The sequence below is a fragment of the Lysobacter sp. 05T417 genome (assembly GCF_056396405.1).
Genome location: NZ_JBFTLK010000008.1, coordinates 80,284 through 101,355, shown reverse-complemented (window position 1 = coordinate 101,355; position 21,072 = coordinate 80,284). Strand labels below are relative to the sequence as shown.

The 21,072-nt window shown below is 68.1% G+C and carries 20 protein-coding genes and 1 pseudogene; 10 read left to right on the top strand and 11 right to left on the bottom strand.

All coding sequences use genetic code 11. The features are described from left to right. Positions 1-37: 37 nt before the first annotated feature. The 5 genes from gorA to AC1DER_RS15350 form a co-directional block, all read right to left on the bottom strand. Positions 38-1,414, bottom strand: coding sequence for a glutathione-disulfide reductase (gene gorA / locus AC1DER_RS15370; protein ID WP_477246363.1), 1,377 nt, complete (start codon positions 1,412-1,414; stop codon positions 38-40). After that, positions 1,411-2,667, bottom strand: coding sequence for an NAD(P)/FAD-dependent oxidoreductase (locus tag AC1DER_RS15365; protein WP_477246365.1), 1,257 nt, complete (start codon positions 2,665-2,667; stop codon positions 1,411-1,413). The genes gorA and AC1DER_RS15365 overlap by 4 nt, the downstream gene beginning before the upstream one ends. 28 nt (positions 2,668-2,695) lie before the next feature. After that, complete coding sequence (locus tag AC1DER_RS15360; protein WP_477246367.1) at positions 2,696-4,447, bottom strand: N-acyl-D-amino-acid deacylase family protein; 1,752 nt, start codon at positions 4,445-4,447, stop codon at positions 2,696-2,698. A gap of 11 nt (positions 4,448-4,458) precedes the next feature. Next, positions 4,459-6,450 (bottom strand): serine hydrolase domain-containing protein, encoded by a 1,992-nt coding sequence (locus tag AC1DER_RS15355; protein WP_477246369.1) that lies wholly within the window; start codon positions 6,448-6,450, stop codon positions 4,459-4,461. Positions 6,451-6,590: 140 nt separating this feature from the next. Further along, positions 6,591-7,070, bottom strand: coding sequence for an FKBP-type peptidyl-prolyl cis-trans isomerase (locus tag AC1DER_RS15350; protein ID WP_477246371.1), 480 nt, complete (start codon positions 7,068-7,070; stop codon positions 6,591-6,593). Between the two features lie 96 nt (positions 7,071-7,166). Between AC1DER_RS15350 and AC1DER_RS15345 the strand changes: the two genes are divergently transcribed. Together AC1DER_RS15345 and AC1DER_RS15340 are read left to right on the top strand one after the other, a co-directional pair. Continuing rightward, positions 7,167-7,760: a C40 family peptidase gene (locus AC1DER_RS15345; protein WP_477246373.1), complete on the top strand. Its 594-nt coding sequence runs from the start codon at positions 7,167-7,169 to the stop codon at positions 7,758-7,760. Between the two features lie 134 nt (positions 7,761-7,894). Then, positions 7,895-8,578 carry a C40 family peptidase gene (locus AC1DER_RS15340; RefSeq protein WP_477246375.1) on the top strand — a complete coding sequence of 228 codons (684 nt, stop codon included), beginning with the start codon at positions 7,895-7,897 and terminating at the stop codon, positions 8,576-8,578. A 333-nt stretch (positions 8,579-8,911) separates the two neighbouring features. Here AC1DER_RS15340 and AC1DER_RS15335 read toward each other — a convergent pair whose 3' ends face one another. Next, positions 8,912-9,412 carry an acyl-CoA thioesterase gene (locus tag AC1DER_RS15335; RefSeq protein WP_441817459.1) on the bottom strand — a complete coding sequence of 167 codons (501 nt, stop codon included), beginning with the start codon at positions 9,410-9,412 and terminating at the stop codon, positions 8,912-8,914. Next, a complete protein-coding gene (locus AC1DER_RS15330) occupies positions 9,409-10,017 on the bottom strand; it encodes an NADPH-dependent FMN reductase (protein ID WP_477246377.1) in 609 nt (202 codons plus the stop codon). The genes AC1DER_RS15335 and AC1DER_RS15330 overlap by 4 nt, the downstream gene beginning before the upstream one ends. A gap of 133 nt (positions 10,018-10,150) precedes the next feature. Here AC1DER_RS15330 and AC1DER_RS15325 point away from each other — a divergent pair, with 133 nt between their 5' ends. From AC1DER_RS15325 to AC1DER_RS15315, 3 genes are all read left to right on the top strand, one after another. Continuing rightward, the gene (locus tag AC1DER_RS15325) at positions 10,151-10,573 is read left to right on the top strand and encodes a hypothetical protein (protein ID WP_477246379.1); all 423 of its coding nucleotides are present in this window, start codon (positions 10,151-10,153) and stop codon (positions 10,571-10,573) included. Between the two features lie 91 nt (positions 10,574-10,664). Then, on the top strand, positions 10,665-11,558 hold the full coding sequence (bla, locus tag AC1DER_RS15320) for a subclass B3 metallo-beta-lactamase (protein WP_477246381.1): 894 nt from the start codon (positions 10,665-10,667) through the stop codon (positions 11,556-11,558). Beyond that, on the top strand, positions 11,558-12,046 hold the full coding sequence (locus AC1DER_RS15315; protein WP_441817463.1) for an NUDIX hydrolase: 489 nt from the start codon (positions 11,558-11,560) through the stop codon (positions 12,044-12,046). The genes bla and AC1DER_RS15315 overlap by 1 nt, the downstream gene beginning before the upstream one ends. Positions 12,047-12,078: 32 nt before the next feature. Here the strand turns inward: AC1DER_RS15315 and AC1DER_RS15310 are convergent, their stop codons facing one another. Continuing rightward, the gene (locus tag AC1DER_RS15310; RefSeq protein ID WP_477246384.1) at positions 12,079-13,365 is read right to left on the bottom strand and encodes a dicarboxylate/amino acid:cation symporter; all 1,287 of its coding nucleotides are present in this window, start codon (positions 13,363-13,365) and stop codon (positions 12,079-12,081) included. A gap of 145 nt (positions 13,366-13,510) precedes the next feature. Here AC1DER_RS15310 and AC1DER_RS15305 point away from each other — a divergent pair, with 145 nt between their 5' ends. Continuing rightward, on the top strand, positions 13,511-15,205 hold the full coding sequence (locus tag AC1DER_RS15305; protein WP_477246386.1) for an alkaline phosphatase: 1,695 nt from the start codon (positions 13,511-13,513) through the stop codon (positions 15,203-15,205). 24 nt (positions 15,206-15,229) lie between these two features. Here the strand turns inward: AC1DER_RS15305 and AC1DER_RS15300 are convergent, their stop codons facing one another. Further along, entirely contained in the window at positions 15,230-15,649 is a 420-nt protein-coding gene (locus tag AC1DER_RS15300) for a CopD family protein (RefSeq protein WP_441817466.1), read from the bottom strand. Between the two features lie 123 nt (positions 15,650-15,772). Between AC1DER_RS15300 and AC1DER_RS15295 the strand changes: the two genes are divergently transcribed. Together AC1DER_RS15295 and AC1DER_RS15290 are read left to right on the top strand one after the other, a co-directional pair. After that, positions 15,773-16,381, top strand: a complete 609-nt coding sequence (locus tag AC1DER_RS15295; RefSeq protein WP_477246388.1) for a class I SAM-dependent DNA methyltransferase — start codon at positions 15,773-15,775, stop codon at positions 16,379-16,381. A gap of 126 nt (positions 16,382-16,507) precedes the next feature. After that, on the top strand, positions 16,508-17,779 hold the full coding sequence (locus tag AC1DER_RS15290; RefSeq protein ID WP_477246390.1) for a polyhydroxyalkanoate depolymerase: 1,272 nt from the start codon (positions 16,508-16,510) through the stop codon (positions 17,777-17,779). A 125-nt stretch (positions 17,780-17,904) separates the two neighbouring features. Here AC1DER_RS15290 and AC1DER_RS15285 read toward each other — a convergent pair whose 3' ends face one another. Together AC1DER_RS15285 and AC1DER_RS15280 are read right to left on the bottom strand one after the other, a co-directional pair. Then, on the bottom strand, positions 17,905-18,831 hold the full coding sequence (locus AC1DER_RS15285) for a sensor domain-containing protein (protein WP_477246392.1): 927 nt from the start codon (positions 18,829-18,831) through the stop codon (positions 17,905-17,907). Continuing rightward, complete coding sequence (locus tag AC1DER_RS15280) at positions 18,828-19,190, bottom strand: PadR family transcriptional regulator (protein ID WP_477246394.1); 363 nt, start codon at positions 19,188-19,190, stop codon at positions 18,828-18,830. The genes AC1DER_RS15285 and AC1DER_RS15280 overlap by 4 nt, the downstream gene beginning before the upstream one ends. Before the next feature lie 185 nt (positions 19,191-19,375). Between AC1DER_RS15280 and AC1DER_RS15275 the strand changes: the two are divergent. Together AC1DER_RS15275 and AC1DER_RS15270 are read left to right on the top strand one after the other, a co-directional pair. Next, positions 19,376-19,723: pseudogene (locus tag AC1DER_RS15275) on the top strand (HupB); the annotation flags it as partial. Between the two features lie 134 nt (positions 19,724-19,857). Continuing rightward, positions 19,858-20,862, top strand: a complete 1,005-nt coding sequence (locus AC1DER_RS15270; protein ID WP_477246396.1) for a peptidylprolyl isomerase — start codon at positions 19,858-19,860, stop codon at positions 20,860-20,862. Positions 20,863-21,072 lie beyond the last annotated feature (210 nt).

Sequence of the window (21,072 nt, the reverse complement as noted above, 5' to 3'; positions counted from 1 at the left end):
TTTCCTGGGCTCGTCCGGGACACATGGTGGCGGCGCGTCAGCGCATCAACACCACTTCCTCGGCGCTGGTCGGGTGGATCGCCACGGTATCGCGCAGGTCCTGCAGGGTGATGCCGCGCCTGAGCGCGACCGCGAAGCCCTGCAGGATCTCGTCGGCGGCTTCGCCCATCAGGTGGATGCCCACCACGCGCCGCTCTTCGCCGATGCAGACCAGCTTGAACAGGCTGCGATGCGGCACGTCGGCCAATGCGAACAGCATCGGCCGGAACTCGGCGCGATAGACGTGCACTGCCGCATCGCCGTGCTCGGCGCGCGCCTGCGCTTCGGTCAGGCCGACCTGGCCGATGGGCGGGTGGGAGAACACCACCGTCGGGATGTCGCGCTGGTCCAGCACGGCCTGGCTGCCGCCGTAGACGCGATCCATCAGGCGACGGGCGGCGGCGATGGCGACCGGCGTCAACTGCGCGTTGGCGGTGATGTCGCCGACGGCGTAGATGCCTTCGACGCTGGTCTCGTGACGCTCGTTGACCACGATGCAACCATCGGCATCGGTGGCGACGCCGACGGCCTCCAGGCCCATGCCGACGCTGTTGGGACGGCGTCCGGTGGCGAACAGCAGCGCATCGAAGCGATCGCTGACGCTGCCGTCGGCGCCGCGCAGGCGCACGCCGGCCGCCGCGCCCGCGCCATCGGCCTCGACCGCGACCAGCCGATGATCGAAATGCAGGCGCACGCCCGACTGGCGATAGTCCTCGGCCAATTGCGCGGCCACTTCGTGATCGAACTCCCTGAGCAGGCGCGGGCCGCGCACGAACATCTCGACACGGCTGCCGAGCGCCTGCAGCACGCCGGCCAGCTCCACGGCGATGTAGCCGCCCCCCACCATCGCCACGCGTTCTGGTGCGGCGCGCCACTGGAAGAAATCGTCGGAGACGCCGCCCAGCGCGGCGCCCGGGATGCCAGGGCGTTCTGGCCGGCCGCCGGTGGCGATCAGCAGGTGCCTTGCGCGCAAGCGCGCGCCGTTTTCGCATTCGATGGTGCGTGCGTCGACCAGGTGCGCGCGCATCGGCGCCAGCACGATCCCGGCCGCGTCGAGGCGGCGCCGGTAGCTGGCGTGGATGTTTTCGATGTAGCGCTCGCGGTGGACGATGAACTCGGGCCAGTCCAGCGGCGCCGGCTGCACCGGGAATCCCAGGGTCGGTGCAAGTTGCAGCCTGGCGGCCACGTCCGCGGCCAGCCACATCGCCTTTTTCGGTACGCAGCCGACATTGACGCAGGTGCCGCCGAGCAGGTGCGGCTCGAGCAGGGCCACGCGCGCGCCGTGCTCGGCCGCGCGGAAGGCACCGGCCAGTCCACCCGAACCGCCCCCGATCACGATGAGGTCGAATTCGCTGGTGGCTGGCTTGGCATTCATCCGAATCGCTCGATGCGGTAGGGCGTGGGGTCGATCTCCGGCGTGCGCCCGGAAATCAGGTCGGCGACCAGCTGGCCGGTCGCCGCGCTCATGCTGACGCCCATCATGCCGTGACCGGTCGCCAACCAGATGTGATCGCGGCGCGGCACGCGGCCGATGATCGGCACGTCGTCGCAGCTCATCGGCCGCCAGCCGAACCATTGCTCCTGCTTCTGCGCGCCGACCGGCTCGTGCAGGTATTCGCCGGCACCGCGCTCGAGCGCGGCCAGGCGGCGCGGATTGAGGCTGTCGTCGTAGCCGCTGAACTCCATCGTGCTGCCGAGGCGATAGCCGCTGCCCCAGGCGGTCACGCAAACCTGGCGCTCGCGCAGCACCAGCGGCCGCTTGGGTACCAGGGCCGGCGACGAATAGGTGATCGAGTAGCCCTTGCCGGGCTGCATCGTGCGTTTCAGCGACGGCGCGCCAATCTCGTCGGCCAGCTTCGGCGACCACGCGCCCAGCGCCATGACGACGTCGCCCGCCAGGACGCGGCCGTGTGCGGTGGTGACGCGCACGCCGCCCTGCTCCGGTTCGGCACCGATGAACGCGCAGTCCTCGACGACGGTGCCGCCGCGTGCCCGCACCACCCGCGCCAGTTCGGCAACGTAGCGGTCCGGGCGCAGCACGGCGTCGCCGTTGAAGCGGATTGCCCCGGCCAGGCCGGGCTTGAGCGCCGGCTCCATCGCCTCGTAGGCGCGGCCATCGACGACATCGACCGACACGCCCAGCTCGCGCAGGAAGCCGACTTCGTCCTGGGTGTGTTCGAAATAGTCCTGGGTGCGGAAGATGTAATCCTCGCCGGACGGGGCGAACTCGCAGGCCAGTTCGTAGTTCTCCACCCAGTGCGGCAGGCGCGCGCGCGAATCGTTGAGGATGGCCGACTTGGCCACCGCGCTGGCGCGCCAGTCGCGCTCGTTGCAGCGCAGGGCGAACCGCAGCAGCCAGGTCCACAGGCGCGGATCGAAGCGCGGCGGCACGTACAGCGGCGCGTCGGGCGTCAGCATCCAGCGCAATGCCTTCAACACCACGCCGGGCGCAGCCAGCGGCGGCGCATGGCTGGGGGTGATGGTGCCGCAGTTGCCGTGCGAGCTGCCGCCGCCGATGCGACCGGCATCGATCACCCGCACGCTGCGACCGGCTTCGAGCAGGGCCACGGCGCAGGCCAGGCCGATCACGCCTGCGCCGACGATCAGGACATCTTCGCGTTGTTCCATGGGGGCAAGTTTAGTCGCTTGGGAAGGCTCATGGCTGGGCCGGTGCAGTGCCCTTCCAGCCCGGACCGCGAACCACGCGTCCCGGCTTGGCGCCGGTGTGTTCGCCGCCGCTGAGCACCTGCACGCCGTTGACGAACACGTCGCTGACGCCGGTGGCGTACTGCTGCGGCTTGTCGTACGTGGAATGGTCAGCGATCGCGGCCGGATCGAACACGGCGATGTCGGCAAAGCAGCCAACGGCGAGGCATCCGCGATCCTTGAGTTTCCAGTTGCGCGCCGGCAGGCCGGTCAGGCGGAAGATCGCCTGCTCCAGCGGCATCAGCTTCTGCTCGCGCACGTAGTGGCCGAGGAAGCGGGCGACGTTGCCGTAGGCGCGCGGATGCGTGCTCGACTTCAGGAACACGCCCTCCGGCGCCGACGACTCGGCATCCGAGCCCAGGCTTACCCACGGCTGGCGCAGGCCGAGCGCGACATTGTCCTCGCTCATCAGGAAGTAGGCGGTGTCCACGCGCGAATCGTCCTCGACGATCAGGTCGATGGCGGTGTCCTCCGGCGACGTGCCACGGCGCTTGGCGATATCCGCCAGGGTCAGGCCGGTCAGCGGCTTGAGCTTGTCGCTCTTGAAGCCGATGAACAGCACGCGCTCGGGCGAGCCGGCCTGCAGGCGCAGGTTCTCCCAGTCGCCGTCGCTGCGCTTCATCTCGTCGATGATGCGCGCGCGCGTGGCCGGGTCCTTGAGTCGCTTGATCATCGCGTCGTGGCCGCCGTCCTGCACCCACGGCGGCAGGCTCGCGTCCAGGCCGGTCGCGCCGGCGGTGTAGGCATACATGTTGGCGGCGATGTCGACGCCCTGGCCGCGCGCGGCATCGATCCGTTCGATCGCCTGCGCCATCTTCGGCCAGTTGCCCTGCCCGGCCGCCTTCAAGTGGTAGACCTCGACATGCTGGCCACTGGCGCGACCGATCGCGATCGTCTCGTCCAGCGCTTCGAGCATGCCGTTGGCCTCGCTGCGCATGTGCGCTACGTAGCCGCCGCCGGATTCGGCCGCGGCCTTGCTCAGCGCGATCAACTCGTCGGTGCGCGCGTAGAAGCCCGGCGGATAGATCAGCGAACCGCCGACACCGAGCGCGCCCTCGCGCATCGCCAGCCGCACCTGGTCCTGCATGCGCGCCAGTTGTCGCGCGTCGGGCTGGACATCGGCTTCGCCCAGTTCGTGGATGCGCACGGTGGCGGCACCGACGAACGAGGCCACGTTCGGGGTGATGCCGCGGTGCTGCAGATAGTCCAGGTACTCACCGAGCGTGGTCCACTCGATCGGGTAACGGATGTCGCCCTGCTGTTTCACCGCCTCGGTCTTCATTGCCGGCGTCAGCGGGCCCATCGACCAGCCTTCGCCGAAGATCTCCAGTGTCACGCCCTGGCGTGTGTCGCTCTGGCCGCGGCCGTCGGCGATCAGTGATTCGGTCGCCCAGCTCAGCACGTTGATGAAGCCCGGCGCGACGGCGCGACCATGCGCGTCGATCTCCCTCGTCGCCTTCGCCGGCGCACCGGGCGCGAGCAGCGCGACGACACGATCGCCGCGCACGGCGACATCGACCCGCCGGGCCGGCGCACCGCTGCCATCGAACACCTGGCCGTTGCGGATCAGCAGGTCGTACTGGGCAACCTCCTGCGCAGGTTCCGGGCCGCTGCAGGCGGACAGCATGACGGTGGACAGCATGACCGTGGACAGCGCGACGGCAAGCGCGGCCGCGGCAGCAACAGGTTTCAGATGCAGCACGGGCAATCTCCTCAGAGTTTCCAGCCAACCATGTTCCAGGACCACATCAGCACGGCAGCGAAGGCGAAGATCGCCACCGCGCCGGTGTGCCGCAACTTGCGCCAGAAACCCCAGTGACGCGCGCGCCACGCCGGCCACAACTGCACGATGCACACCACCGTCAGCAGCATCACCGGCAGCGCCCACCACAGCGCCAGGCGCAGTGGCACGCCGGGGTAACTGAACATCAGCGCGTTGCCACCGTTGACGATCCCGAATGCGGCGATCGCCAGCAGCAGCGCCAGCAGCAACCACGCCGCGGCGGTGGCGTACAGCCATTGCGCACTGCGCATGGCCGACATCGCCTCGCCGTTGCGGCGTTTCCAGCGCCGCATCCAGGCGCCGGCAATCACCGCCAGTGCGGTCAGCGCCGACAGCACGATCATCGCCATCAGCAGCTGCGAATCGTCCAGCGCGCCGGCGCGGTCGTAAACGTCATGCCCGCCCGGACTGACGAAGCCGGTAATCGCGCCGTCCTGGCCAACCAGGAAAGCGAGCCGGCCAGGACCCTGCACGGCGCGGAACACGTTCGGCTTCTCTTCGACCCAGCGCGTGCTCTCCTCGCCACTGGTCAGGGTCAGGTATCCGTCTTCGGTGACCGCGACGGTGGCCGCGCTGGCCAGCAGCAGTTTCTCGAAACCGAGGAACGGGCGGCGTTCGCCCAGGTACTTGCCGGCGTAGGCCAGGCCGCGGGTCGCGAAATCCTTCGGCGGCGACGGCAGGGCGTCGTCGCGGGCCCGCGGAAAGTAGCGCTGCAGCAGCAGTTGCGGCAACTCCGCGGCCAGGCGCACGCCGCTGTCGGTATTGGTCGAGACGAACACGCCGAAGCCAAGCTCCGGCACCGCAACCAGATTGGAATGGAAGTACATCGTCGCGCCGCCATGCTCCAGGCTCTGCACCTGGCCATAGCGCTTGCGGAAGAAGCCATAGGCGAAGCCGGTGGCATCGGGCGCGTTGCGGAACAACGGCTCGCCTTCCAGGCGCGCGAAAGCCGCGGCAGGCACGATGCGTTGGCCATCGAGCTCGCCGCGGTTGACCAGCATGGTCAGGTAGCGCGCCATGTCGGCGGCGTTGCTGGACACGCTGCCGGCCGGGGCGATCTGCGCAATGTATTCGAACGGTTCGCTGGCGTAGCCGCCGCCCTCGCGCTTGAAGCCCTGCGACCACAAACCCTGGAACCGCGCGTCGGCATTGCGCGCGTCGCCCTGGCCGAGCGGCTCGCGGAAGGTGGTGAGCTGCATGCCCATCGGTTCGAACAGGTCGCGCTCGGCCAGCGACTCGAACGGAACGTCGTTGACCTTTGCCAGCACGGCGCCGAGCAGCGCCAGGGAGTAGTTCGAGTAGACCGCATGCGTGCCGGGGGCGCGCACGCGTGCCGGACGGTGGTGCAGCAGGTAGTCGTGCAGGCTGAGGGTGGTTTCGGGCTTGCTGGCGAACAGGTGGCCGAGCGCGGTGTCTTCGTAGCCTGCGCTGTGGGTGAGCAGGTGGCGCACCAGCACCGGCGGGTAGCCGTCGTCGGGCAGGTGCAGGTCGGACGGGAGGTAGTCGTTGACCGGGGCATCGAGCGAGAGCTTGCCGGCATCGATCAGCTTGAGTGCCTCCAGGTAGGTGAAGGTCTTGGACACGGAGCCGACGCGGAAAAGCGTCCGCGCGGGGTCGACTTCGCGGTGTGGCGATTGCGCGGCCATGCCGTAGCCGCGAAGCAGGAGCGGGCCCTGCTGGTCGACCACCGCCACGGTGACTCCGGCGATGCCCAGGCGGCGCATGTAGCCGTCGATCATGCCGTCGACGTAGGCCGACAGGTCGGCGGCATCGACTGCGCGAGGTGGCGGGAGTGGTGTGGTGGCGTCGGTGGCCGGCGTTGCGGTTTGCGCTGCCGGCGCTGCGGCGGTTGCCACCGCCGTTGCGGCCAGTGCCATCGCCAGTGCGATTGCGCGCGCCCAGTGCGTGCGTGCTGCTGCCATCGACGCTACCCCTCCCCAGGAGAAGGGCCGATTAAAGCACGCTCGGGCGGCGATCTCCGGAGTGACGTTGTCCACAGGAGCGCAAAAACAAAACGGCCCGCTTGCGCGAGCCGTCTGCCATCCCGGTGAGGGAGCGCGGGTCAGTGCTGGTGGCCGCCTTCACCGTGGACATGGCCGTGCTCGACTTCTTCGGTCGAAGCCTCGCGCACTTCGACGATCTCGATCGCGAAGTGGAGGTCCTTGCCGGCCATCGGATGGTTGAGGTCGACGTCGACCACGCTCATGCCGACCTTCTGGATCGTGACAGCGCGCGGACCGAAGTTGGTCGGCAGCACCGCCTGCATGCCCGGCTCCAGGCGCGCACCCTGGAAGTGCTTCTTCGGCACGCGCTGGGTCAGGCCATCGCGACGCTCGCCGTAGGCGTCGACGGCAGCGACGTCGACTTTGAACTTGTCGCCGGCGACGTGGCCTTCCATCGCCTTCTCCAGGCCCGGGATGATGTTGCCGTGGCCGATCAGGATCGCCAGCGGCTCGCGGCCTTCCGAACTTTCAAGCGTCTCCTGGCCCTGCTCGGAGACGGAGTAGTGGAACAGGACGACGCGATCTTTCTCGATGTTCATTGCAAGGGGGCTCGGCATGGGGTGCCGCCAGTCGGAACGGTTCGGCGGCAGGGGGCGGCGACGGCTTGACCGTCGGCAACATGAACGGCCAAGCTAATGGCCGTGACGAAAGCGCCGCATTATCCCGGCAAGACCGCCCCCGCGCCACTGCGCGGGGCGCGCGCCGTCTGGGCCACGACCTCCCTTGCGCTCCTGTGCCTGGCCCTGGCCGCCTGCGGCGGCAGCCACGAAGTCGTGCGCCAGTCGCGGCCGCCGGCACGGACCTGGCCAGTCGTGCAGCCGCAGGACCCGGCGGCGGCCAACGCGGTCCTGATGCGGGCGATCAGCCTGGTCGGCACGCCCTACCGCTACGGCGGCAATACCCCGGAAGGCGGCTTCGACTGCAGCGGCCTGGTCAACTATGTCTACCGCGACATGCTCGACCTGCGCCTGCCGCGGACTTCGCGCGAGCTGGCCGGCTTCCAGGGCCCGCGCATTGTCCCCGAGCGGCTTGCCGCCGGCGACCTGGTGTTCTTCGGCCAGGGCGGAAACGTCAGCCACGTCGGTATATACGTCGGTGAAGGTCGCTTCGTGCACGCCCCCAGCACCGGCGGCACCGTCCGCCTGGACACCCTCGACGGCAGCTACTGGCGCGACCATTACAGCGGCGCCAAGCGTGTGCTGAATCAGGCGGCTCGACCAAATTCCTGAACAGGGACTTGGAGTTAGCGGTGGCATGATTTGTGACAACCCGCCCGCCCGTTAATGTATTTTTAACGAAATCTGAACCCAATCCACCTGTTTCACAGGCATGATCGCCCGGTCGACGACTTCGTGATGACCGCGTGACGCCCAACCCGCTCCGCCCCGGCCAAGCCGCCGTAAACCCCCGCCGCCCGTTCCGGGTGGGTGTTCGATTCTTCCTCGCCGCCGCACTGGCCCTGCTGGCCGTGCCGGCGCTGGCCCAGCAGATGCCGTCGTCGTCGCTGGCCGCAGACTCCGCCGATGGCCCGGCCGCTGCCACCAGCACGATGCTGCCGGAGGCGATGAGCCTGTCCGACCGCGCCCTGCTGCTGGCAACCGACCTCAACCGTCTGCTGGCCCCGGGCTCCGCCGACGCCGCCGCCAACGTGCCGCCGGCCCAGCAGGGCAAGATCGCCTCGGTGCTGCAGCGGGCCATGGCCCTGCTCGGCACCCCGTACGTCTGGGGCGGTACCGACCCCAACAAGGGCTTCGACTGCAGCGGCCTGGTCGGCTACGTGTTCCACAACGCCCTGGGCATCGACCTGCCGCGCGTCTCGCGCGAAATGGCCAAGAGCGGCGAACTGGTCACCGACCGCGCCAAGCTCAATGCAGGCGACCTGGTCTTCTTCGGCCGCCGCGGCCGCGTCGACCACGTCGGCATCTACGTCGGCGAAGGCCGCTTCGTGCACGCCCCCAGCCGCGGCAAGGACGTCCAGGTCTCCAACCTCGACACCGGCTACTGGAGCGCCAAGTTCATGCAGGCCCGCCGCCTCGACGGCATCTGACCGCCTCCGCACCCGTTCCCGAAAGGCCGCCCCAGGGCGGCCTTTTTCATTGGCGCCTTCGGCCACCCCGAGCAACGTCCATGGATCCCCGCCTTCGCGGTAATGACGGCTTTCGGACGAAGACCGGGCACGGAACAGCTGGAGCGTTGTCCGCCGGGTCGGGGATTGCGTAGCAGCGGGACATGGATGTCCCGCGCCCCGCATCGGACATGGATGTCCGATTAAGGGGCGGAGCAGTCCCCGACCCGGCGGGCAACGCCCCTCGGAAGACTCATCCCGCCAACGCCAAAACGCCAAACACCAAACACCAGACGCCAGACGCAGCCCGGCAACTCAGACCACCTGGGCCGCCTTGCTCAACTCATTCATCGTCGCCTCGATGCCCTTGCTCAACTCCATCACCTTGAGCGCGTACTCGCCCAGATGGCGATCGACATCGTTGACAGGATTCCAGGTCGGCACCGGCGTCGGCTTGCCGTCGGCCCCGTCGAGCGCAACGAAGACAATCACGCAATGCGTGCACAGACGATCCTCCTCCGGCCCCTGCATCGGATCGCGCGCCTTCACGTCGACCGCGAAATGCATGCTGGTCGTGCCCGTGTGCACCAGCTTGGTGTGCACCGTGACCATGTCGGAAATGCGGATCGGCGCCACGAAACGGATGCCGCCCACCGCCACCGTGACACTGTAGGTACCCGACCAGCCCACCGCCGCCGCATAACCGGCCTGGTCGATCCACTTCATCACCACGCCACCGTGGACCTTGCCACCGTAATTGACGTCGGACGGCTCGGCGAGGAAACGCAGGTTCAATTCACGCTGTGTACCGCTCATGACGGAGCTCCGGTGGAGGGATCGGAAAGAGTCGCGCGCAGGTGGCGCACCACGGCATTGGCCACGCCGTGCACACCGTTCCTGAGGCGATCGTCGTTGAGGATGCCGTAGTCGGGCAGCTTGTCGGCCGCCTGACCTACCGCGACCTGCTGCGGCACTACCAGCAACCCGAGTTTGGCAAGCGCGTCGCGCAGCACCAGCAGCGACCGCAGGCCACCGAGCGGCCCGGGCGAGGCCGACACGATGCCGGCCACCTTGTCCTGGAACAACCCGACGCCGGACCCGCCGGCGTCGGTCGGCCGCGAAATCCAGTCCAGCGTGTTCTTGACCAGCGCCGGCATCGAACCGTTGTACTCCGGCGTGCTGATCAGCAACCCGTCGTGCCGGTCCATCAACGCCTGCAACTGGCGCACCGCATCGGGCATGCCGGCGGCCTCGATGTCGCCGTCGTAGACCGGCAGCGAATAGTCGCGCAACTCGATCAGCGTGACCTCGGCGCCGGCCGCGCGCGCACCGTCGGCCAGCACATGGACCAGGCGCCGGTTGTAGGACCCCTGGCGGAGGCTTCCGGCAAAAGCGAGCAGGCGTGGAACGGCAGCAGGCATCCAAGGCTCCGGAGGAACGGCCACACACCGGCCGCAGGCGCTCGATTATGCGCGGCGCGCGTGAGCTTGCAGCATGCGCGCCCGCGGGCGATCCTCGCGGCCTGGCAAGGACAGGCAACGCGAGGAGCACACAATGGGACGGACGATTCTGGGCATGCTGGTCGGCGCCGTGGTTGCCGTGGCGGTGATCCTGCTGGTGGAACTGATCGGCCACGCGGCCTATCCGCCGCCGCTGGGCCTGGACATCACCGACCCGGCCAACGAGGCCGCATTCGCCGCGTTCGTCGCGCAGATGCCGTTCGGCGCCAAGGCCACCGTGCTCGTGGCCTGGGTGCTGGGCACGTTCACTGGCGCCCTCGTCGCGGCGAAGATCGCGCGCCACCAGACCGCCGCCGCGCTGCTGGTCGCGCTGGTGGTGATCTCGGCGGTGCTGGCGATGATCCTCAAGTTCCCGCATCCGACCTGGCTGGCGGTCGCCGGCCTGGTACTGCCGATCCCGGCGGCGTTGCTTGCGGTGCGACTGGTCTACCGGCGCAGCACGCTGCCGCGCGTGTGATCGCCGCCCGCGCAACCACGGGGTGAACACCGGCACATATCGGCAGGGTCGAAATCGCCGAAACTGTGCGCCCCCACGCGAGCCGTCGCCGATGCCCCTGCTGCGAATCTCCACTGTCGCTTCCGCGATTCTGCTCGCGGCCTCCGCTCCCCTGTTCGCCGCCCCGGCCAAGCAGCCCGAGGCGGTCCTGCCGCCGTCGCACGCTTACGAATCCTCCGACGAATGGCGCCAGCCGGTCGCGCCGTTCCGCATCGGCGAGCACACCTGGTACATCGGCACGGCCGGCCTGAGCGCGCTGCTGGTGAAGACCGACGCCGGCGCCGTGCTGATCGACGGCGGCATGCCGCAGGCCGCCGACATGATCCTGGCGCACATGCGCGAGCTCGGCGTCGCCCCATCCGACCTCAAGCTGATCCTGCACAGCCACGCCCATGTCGACCACGCCGGCCCGCTCGCCGCGATCCAGCGCGCGACTGGTGCGCGCGTGATCAGCAATGCCGAATCGGCTGCACTGCTGGCGCGCGGCGGCAGCGCCGACCTGCACTTCGGCGACGACATGCTGTTCCCGCCGGTGCACGCCGACCGCCTGGTGATGGACGGCGAAACGGTCGAGCTCGGTGGAATCGCCTTCACGGTGCATTTCACGCCCGGCCATACCCCGGGCAGCATGAGCTGGACCTGGGACGACGTTCGCGAACGCAAGCCGTTGCACATCGCCTATGTCGACAGCCTGTCCGCGCCCGGTTACCGGCTGGCGGGCAATCCGCGCTATCCGCACATCGTCGACGACTACCGGCGCAGCATCGAAACCGTGCGCGCCCTGCCCTGCGACGTGCTGATCACGCCGCACCCGGATGCCAGCGGCTGGACGCCCGGCAACACCGGTGCGCCGCACCCGCAACCGCTCACCTGCGCCGACTATGCGAGCCGCGCAGCGGGCAGGCTCGATGCCCAGCTCAGGACCGAATCCGAGGCGAAACACTGATGCCGTACACCCCGATCGTGGCCACCCTGGGCTACGTGCTTTCGCCCGACGGGCGCCAGGTGCTGATGGTCCACCGCAATGCGCGGCCGGATGACCACCAGCTCGGCAAGTACAACGGCCTGGGCGGCAAGCTCGAGCCGCTCGAGGACGTGGTCGCCGGCATGCGCCGCGAGATCCACGAGGAAGCCGGTATCGACTGCGAGGAGCTGCAGTTGCGCGGCACCATCAGCTGGCCCGGCTTCGGCAAGCACGGCGAGGACTGGCTCGGTTTCGTGTTCGTGATCACCCGCTTCAGCGGCACGCCGCACGCGAGCAATCCGGAGGGCACGCTGGAATGGGTGCCGCTGGACAAGCTGCACGAACTGCCTATGTGGGAAGGCGACCGCAACTTCCTGCCACTGGTCTTCGACGGCGACGCGCGCTCGTTCCACGGCGTGATGCCATACCGCGACGGCCGCATGCAGTCGTGGAGCTACTCGCGGGTGTAGCTGGTCACAGCGTGCGCATCACTGCGGACGCATCAAAGCCGGCCGATCTCGGCCTTCTCGCCCTCGGCGATGCCCAGGTTGCTCGACGCCGCCTCATAGACCTCGCGATCGAGCAGCCCGGTTTCCTTGGCCACCAGCACCGGCACCAGCATCTGCCCGGTGACGTTGGTCATCGTGCGCATCATGTCGAGCACGCGGTCGATCGCCACCAGGTAGCCGATGCCTTCCAGCGGCAAGCCGGCCGCCGACAGCACCAGCGTCACCATCACGATCGCCGTGCCCGGCACGCCGGCGGTGCCGAAGCTGCCCAGCACGGAGGCTATGAGAATGGTGAAGTACTGGCTCGGCTCCAGGTGCAGGCCGAAGTACTGGGCGACGAACATCGACGTCAGCGCCGGATAGATCGCGCCGCAGCCGTCCATCTTGATGCTCGCGCCCAGCGGCACCGCGAATGCGGCGTAGTCGCGGTCGACGCCGAGGTTGTGGGTGACCGAGCGGATCGCCGCCGGCATCGCCGCGAAACTCGACGAGGCCACGAACGCGACCTGCATGCCCGGCGCCGCACCGCGGAAGAACTTGAGCGGATTGAGCCCGTGCAGCAGCAACAGGCTGCCGTAGACGAAGACGATGTGCAGCGCGCACGCCAGGTACAGCGCGAACACGAACGTGCCCAGCGGCAGCAGCTTCTCGAAGCCGTAGGCGCCGACCAGCGAGGCGATCAGCCCGAAGGTCCCCAGCGGGGTCAGTTCCAGCACGAAGCGGGTGACCTGCACCATCGCGTCGCTTGCCTCGGCGGCCAGCTTGCGCAGGTTGGCCGTGCGCTCGCCGAGCCTGACCATGGCGAAACCGAGCAGGCCGGCGAACACGATCACCTGCAGGATCTTGCCGTCGCTGAGCGCCTTGAACGGATTGGTCGGGATGACATCGAGCAGCACCTGCGTCGGCGTCGGCACTTCGCGCACGGTGTAGTCCGGCGCCACCGTCAGACCGGCCAGGCCATGTCCGGGCTGCAGCAACCAGCCCATCGACAAGCCGACACAGACCGCCAGCGCGGCGGTGATCGCGAACCAGATAAACGTGCGCCCGCCCAGCGCCGCCACGGACTTCTGCCCGTGCAGGCTGCTGATGGCGTTCATCACCGCGAAGAACACCAGCGGCACGGCGATCATCTTGATGCCGTTGACGTAGATCGTGCCGAGCGGACCGAACCAGGTTTCGGCGGAATGGCCGAACAGCCAACCGGCGAACGCACCCAGGACGAATCCGGCCAGTACGCGCTGCCAGAACGGGATGCGGAGCCAGGCCGAAACCACCTTCATCGAGACCTTCGCTTTGCCTTGCTTGTCGGTTTTGCACGATATCCCAGCCCGGACAGGCCTGCGACCCCGTGAATGCAACGCCGGTGTCCCAGCACTGCAATAACGCCCTGCATAATCGCGGTTTGCCTGTCGACGCCACGTGCCCATGCCCCGACTGTCCAGTGTTTGCCTGACTGCCGCCCTCACCCTGCTCGCCAGCGCATGCTCCAGCCAGGGCGTGCGCAGCGAAAGCGCATCGACGCCGCTGAACGTCGAGGTGCCCACCATCCAGCGCCCCGGCGGCGAGACGCCGGCCTGGTGGTTCCGCGACGGCGCGGCCCAGGCGGCGCAGCGCGGTGCGATGTCGGGCAAGGCCCGGAACGTGATCCTGTTCGTCGGCGACGGCATGAGCCTGACCACCGTCGCCGCCGCGCGCATCCTCGATGGCCAGCGCAAGGGCGGCTCCGGCGAGGAGAACCGGCTGAGCTGGGAGCGCTTCCCGGCCACGGCACTGAGCAAGACCTACAACACCAACTCGCAGACGCCCGATTCGGCCGGCACGATGAGCGCCATGGCCACCGGCGTGAAGACCCGCGCCGGCGTGCTCAGCATCGGCCAGCAGGCAGCGCGCGATAACTGTTCGCAGGCATTGCAGGCACCGGTGCTGACGCTATGGGAACTGGCCGCCAGCCAGGGCCTGGGCACCGGCGTGGTCACCACCACCCGCGTCACCCATGCCACGCCCGGCGCGACGTTCACCCACTCGGCCGACCGCAACTGGGAAAACGACACCGACCTGCCCGACGACGCCAAGGCCGCCGGCTGCCTCGACATCGCCCGGCAATTGATCGAAACGCCCTACGGCAACGGCCCCGACGTGCTGATGGGCGGCGGCCGCGGCGAGTTCATGACCGCGCAGCAGTCCGATCCCGAGTACGACGACAAGGTCGGCCAGCGCCTCGACGGCCGCGACCTGATCGCGCAATGGAAGCAGCGCCACCCGGACGGCAACTACGTCTGGAATGCCCAGCAGTTCGCCGCCGCGCCGATGCAGGGCCCGCTGCTGGGCCTGTTCGAACCCGACCACATGCAGTTCTCCTACGACCGTCCGAAGGACGGCGCCGGCGAGCCGACGCTGACCGAGATGACCCGCGCCGCGATCGCGCGCCTGCAGCACAACCCCAACGGCTACGTGCTGCTGGTCGAAGGCGGCCGCATCGACCATGCCAACCACTACGGCAACGCCTACCGCGCCCTGACCGACACCATCGCCCTGAGCGAAGCGGTGCAGGCTGCCGTCGATGCGACCTCGGCCGACGACACGCTGGTCCTGGTCACGGCCGACCACTCGCACACGCTGAGCTTCGTCGGCTACCCGGTGCGCGGCAATCCGATCCTCGGCAAGGTCCGTGGCGCCAGCGGCGAGGAAGGCGAAGCCGGCGACTATGCCCTCGACTCACAGGGCCTGCCCTACACCACGCTCAGCTACAGCAACGGCCCGGGCTATGTCGGCGCGAGCGCGCAGCAGGGCGAAGGACCGAAGAAGTTCCAGCACACCGTCAGCGGCGTGCAGGTTCCCAAGCGCGGTCGCCCGAACCTTCGCAACGTCGACACCGAGGATCCCGACTACCTGCAGGAGGCGCTTGTACCGATGAGCTCGGAATCGCACGGCGGCGACGACGTCGGCATCTGGGCGCGCGGCCCCGGCAGCGATGCCGTGCGCGGCAGCGTCGAGCAGAACGCGATCTTCCACTTCATGCTGCAGGCGATGCCGAAGCTGCGCGATGGCCTGTGCAAGGCCGGCGACTGCGATCCGCACGGCGTGCCGGTGACGCTGCCGGACCCGGCGAAGTTCCGCTGAGGCCGGCCCGCCGTCGCGGCCTGATCAGAATGGCTTGGCGATCACCAGGTACACGATCGCCACCAGCAGCAACACCGGCAACTCGTTGAACCAGCGCAGTGCCTTCGACGAAGGCAGTGCGCGACCGGCGTCCACGCCCTTGAGCCAGCGCCCGGCGACGATGAAGTACGCCAGCATCACCGCGACCAGCGCGAGCTTGGCGTGCAGCCAGCCGCCGCTGATCCCGAAGTGCAGCCACAGCGTCAGGCCGAGCACGAAAGCCAGGCCGAACATGATGTGGCCGAAGCGATACAGGCGCTTGCCCATCAGCACCAGCCGCGCGCGCACCGCCGCGTCGTCGCCGGCCTCGGCGATGTTGACCAGGATCCGCGGCAGGTAGAACACGCCGCCCATCCAGGCCATTACGAACACGAGGTGGGCGGTCTTGGTCCAGAGATAGGCCATGGGTTCTGCTCCGAAATGCGGGCAATAGGATGGCATACCCGATCTGCGTCATGCCGGCGTACGCGGGGATCCACCGTCCGGTTACGATGCCCCGTCCCGCGCCGGTCGCAATCCATCCAGACGATGAGCAAGCAGTACGACCAGAGTTACTTCGATCGCTGGTACCGCAAGGCCGCCAGCAAGGACCACGCCGTGGGCAGCGGTGCGCGCCTTGCACGCAAGGTCGCCCTTGCCGTGGCCACCGCCGAGTACCACCTGGAACGGCCGATCCGCAGCGTCCTCGACATCGGCTGTGGCGAGGGCGCCTGGCGCGCGCCGCTGCTCAAGCTGCGGCCGAAGCTGCAATACCTGGGGTTCGACAGCAGCCAGTACGCGATCGCCCGCCATGGCGCGCGCCGCAATCTGCACTTCGCCCGCTTCGGCGACTTCCAGCACCTGCGTCCGTGCCCGCCTGTGGACCTGCTGGTCTGCAGCGACGTCATGCATTACCTCGATACCCGCGAACTCGACCGCGGCCTTCCCGCGCTGGCCGGGTTGTGCGGCGGCGTCGCATTCCTGGAAACCTTCACCCGCGAGGACGAGACCGACGGCGACAACGACGATTTCAAGCAGCGGCCCGCGCGCTTCTATCGCCAGCGCTTCCAGGCCCTGGGCCTGATCGCGCTCGGCTCGCATCTGTGGTTGTCGCCTGCGCTCGCCGACCGCCTGGTGGCCCTGGAGCGCCCCGTCTGAAGCGCGTCCTGACGGGCTTTCCCGCCAATTCATCCAGCCATTGGACCGATCCGCTATGCTGCGATGCAGCATGCAGGCATGCCTTCGACGCACCACCCCGCCCTGATCGATAACCGGATTCGACGAATGCTCTATCAGATGCACGAGCTTGGACGCGCCTGGATGGCCCCGATGACTTACTGGGCCGAAGCGAGCGCCAAGATGTTCGGCGCCAATGGCGGGTGGATGGGGTCGTTGCCCGGCGCGGCCCAGGTCGCCGCCGGTTATGAATTGATGTACCGGATCGGCAAGGACTACGAGAAGCCCGAGTTCGGCATCCATTCGATCGACATCGAAGGCGTCGCTTACCCGGTGGTCGAACGCGAAATGCTGCGCAAGCCGTTCTGCCGGCTGCTGCGCTTCAAGCGCTATGCCGACGACGCCGGCAACCTCAAGGACCTCAAGGACGATCCGCCGGTGCTGGTCGTGGCGCCGCTGTCGGGCCATCACGCCACGCTGCTGCGCGACACCGTGCGCACCCTGTTGCGCGACCACAAGGTCTACATCACCGACTGGGTCGACGCGCGCATGGTGCCGGCCAGCGACGGCGCGTTCTCGCTCGACGACTACGTCGCCTACATCGAAGAGTTCATTCGCCACATCGGCGCGAAGTCGCTGCACGTGATCAGCGTGTGCCAGCCGACGGTGCCGGTGCTGGCGGCGGTGTCGCTGATGGCTGCGCGCGGCGAGGACACGCCGCGTTCGCTGGTGATGATGGGCGGCCCGATCGACACCCGCCAGAACCCGACCAGGGTCAACGACCTGGCCACCGACAAGCCGCTGTCGTGGTTCGAGAACAACCTGATCCATCATGTGCCGCCGAACTATCCGGGCCATGGCCGTCGCGTCTACCCGGGTTTCCTGCAGCACGCCGGCTTCGTGGCGATGAACCCCGAGCGCCACTTCACCTCGCACTGGGACTACTACCAGGACCTGGTCAAGGGCGACCTCGACGATGCCGCCGCGCATCGCCGCTTCTACGACGAGTACAACGCGGTGCTCGACATGCCGGCCGAGTATTACCTGCAGACCGTGCGCATCGTGTTCCAGGAGCACCTGCTGCCGCGCGGCCTGTGGGACGTCAACGGCGAACGGGTCGATCCGTCGCGCATCCACGGCACCGCCCTGCTGACCATCGAGGGCGAGCTCGACGACATCTCCGGCCAGGGCCAGACGCGTGCTGCGCACACGCTGTGCACCGGCGTGTCGGAGGCCGATCGCGAACATCTCACCGTCAAGGGCGCCGGCCATTACGGCATCTTCAGCGGCCGCCGCTGGCGCACCGAGGTCTATCCGCAGGTGCGCGAGTTCATTGCCCGCTATGCGGTTCCGGCTGAAACCACGGTGGACGTCGCGTAAGACGCTGGGTTCCCGCCTTCGCGGGAATGACGGTGGTCGATCGTCATCCCGGCGAACGCCGGGATCCATTGGTCGTCCGTCATCCCGGCGAACGCCGGGATCCATTTGCCCTTGCTGCTACAGCCTCAGCTGTACTGCGCCGTCTTGACCAGCATGTGCTTGGCCAGCAGGCCATGCAGCTGCCCGAACAGGCGCACCAGGTGCATCGTTGCGAACAGCAGCAGCACGCCACCGACGATCACCAGCGGCCACAGCCACGGCTCGGATGCGCCGAACACCATGATGTCGTCGACGTACAGGTGCGAGCCCAATCCCAGCAGCAGTGCGATCGGCGCGGCAATCATCGACAGCGACACGGTCAGGCCGACCACCGTCACCGTGAAGTACAAGGTCCCCAGCGGCAGCATCATCAGGAAATACAGCTGCGTCGCCCACGTGCGCGGATCGATGAAGAGGTCCTTGATGCGCTCCAGCAACGGCTGGCCGCGGCTGCCATAGAGCGGCCGGCGCGGCATGCGCTCGCCCAGCATGGTCTCGACGATGCGGCCCTCGACCAGCGACAGCATCTTCACCGAGCCGAAGTACAGGATCACGAACGGGATGCCGATGATCAGCACGCCAAGGCCGGCAGACATCGAGATGCCCGTCACCACCCAGGTGAAGTAGAAGATGCCGGTGGCCAGCGACAGCAGCATGTAGAACAGCGCACCGTACGTGCGCGGCTCGGCGATCACGCCGAAGAACTGGCCCAGCATCGACTTGCGCGGCGGCGGCGCCGGCGGTCGCAATGCGGTCTGCACCTTGACCTCGGTATCGCGATAGATGTCGGCGACCTCCTCCGGCGCGCCATAGCTGCTGGCGACTGCCACGATCACCTCGGCCTCGGTCCTGCCGGGGTTCTCGGCCAGTTCCGAACGCAGGTATTCCTCGGCGTCGTACAACGCGTCCTGCACAAGCGCCGGATCGGCCCCGGCAAGGGAACGGCGCAGGTGTTCGAGGTACTCGGGGATCGTGGTCGGCAGGCCGGCGCTGCTGGAATTGAACGCGTTCATTTGTCAGGTCCTTCGAGGACGGTATCGACGGAATCACGGGTGGCGCGCCAGGCGGTGACCCATTCCTGCAGGACCGCACGGCCAGCTTCGGTGATCTGGTAGTAACGACGGGGTGGTCCCGCCATCGACGGCTCGACGTGGCTGTCGAGCAGGCCGGCGGCACCGAGGTTGCGCAACACCGGGTACAGCGCGCTCTGCTTGCCGCTCAGGACGCCCTCGGTGCGTTCCAGGCGCTTGGCGATCTGGTAGCCGTACATCGGCTCACTCGCCCCGGCCAGCACTGCCAGCAGCACCAGCGACACGGTGCCGGCACTGAGCTCCTTCTGGAATTTGCGCAGCTGGATGTCGAGATCGGTCATGGCGCGGTGTCCACGGAGTCGTGCGGGTCGGGGGCCCCGCTATGCTGGTGGCAACACTACTATCAAGTTCTATATACAGAACCTGCCATTAGTAATACCCCCGTTCAGGCCCTTGCCGCCGCCTCCACCGCCACCCTGTTATGCATGGCCTGCGCCGCACTGCAGGCGGCGAGGAGAGCATCGCGATGCCACGGGGTGACAAGTCCGCCTACACCGACAAGCAGAAGCGCCAGGCCGAACACATCGAAGACAGCGAGCGCCAGCAGGGCCGCTCCGAAGAGGCGGCCGAGCGCATCGCCTGGGCGACGGTCAACAAGCAGGACGGCGGCGGCAAGAAGTCCGGCTCCGGCCGCAAGACCGCGAAGAAGGCGACGAAGAAGGCGACGAAGAAAGCCGCGAAACGGCCGGCAAAGAAGGCGGCAAAGAAGGCCACGAAGAAAGCCGCCCGCAAGGCGACGAAGAAGGTTGCAACAAAGGCAACGAAGAAGACCGCCAAGAAGGCAACGCGCAAGCGAGCCTCCAACGGCGCATCGTCCTGATCGATCTGCGACCCCGGTCGATATCCTGACCATCGGCGCGCCAGCGCAGCCGAAAGGGCTGGTGGTGGCGCGGGTGCTGGGCCAGAATCGGCCTGTTCATCTCCGGGGGTTCCATCGTGTCGAAGCCAATGAAGTCGCGTATGTGGCGCAATGCCGTGCTGTCGTCGGCGCTGCTTGCCGCAATGACTGCCATTCCTGCCGTTGCCGCCGACCCGGAGCCGGCAGCACCGGCAGCGAAGGTCCGTTCGATGCAGGAGATCATCGATGCATCGGCGCCGTCGGACTGGCGCGTGCCTGACCCGAAGAACACGCTGTACGTCGACCTCGACAGCGGCCGTGTCGTGATAGAGCTGGCCCCGGCCTTCGCCCCGGCCCACGTCGCCAACATCCGCGCGATGGCCAAGAACGGCTACTGGAACGGGATGAGCATCAACCGTTCGCAGGACAACTTCGTCGTGCAGTGGGGCGACCCGGCCGAAGAGGACAAGGACCGCAAGCCGATGGGCCGCGGCACCAAGCCCAAGCTGCCGGCGGAGTTCGCACGCAAGGCCGATGGCCTGGCCTTCGACCGCCTGCCCGACAGCGATGGATGGGCACCGGAGGTCGGCTTCTCCAACGGCTTCCCGGCCGGCCGCGATCCGGCCACCAACGCGGCCTGGATGGCGCATTGCTACGGCACCGTCGGCGCCGGCCGCGATGTCGCCGCCGATTCCAGCAACGCCACCGAACTGTATGTGGTGACCGGCCAGTCGCCGCGCCAGCTCGACCGCAACATCACCGTCGTCGGCCGCGTCATCAAGGGCATCGAGCTGCTGTCGGTGCTGCCGCGCGGCACCGGCCCGCTGGGGTTCTATGAGAACCCGGCACAGCGCACGCCGATCCGCTCGGTGCGCCTGGCCGCCGATGTGCCGAAGAAGGATCGCGAGGCCATCGAGTTGCTGCGCACCGACACGCCGCTGTTCACCGACCTGGTCGAGTCGCGGCGCAACCGTCGCGACGAGTGGTACAAGCACATGGCCGGGCACATCGACCTGTGCAACGTGCCGCTGCCCACGCGTGCACCGCCGGCGAAGCCGGTGAAGCCGGCGCCGGCGCCGAAGGCCAAGGCGAAGCCGAAGACCAAGAAGGGCTGATCGCGCCCGGGGAAGCATGGGTCCCTGCTGTTCGGGCGAGATCATACGATTCGTCCGGTTCCTCGAACCAGTAGCCCATCACGCTGCGGTTGTTGTTGAGCACGTGGACGAAATGCAGGTCGCCGCGCTCCAGCGGTCGCAGGGTAACGCCGGCCGGTGGGGTCCTGGTATCCATGCCGGCAACCCTACTCCATCGTCGTGACATCCTGG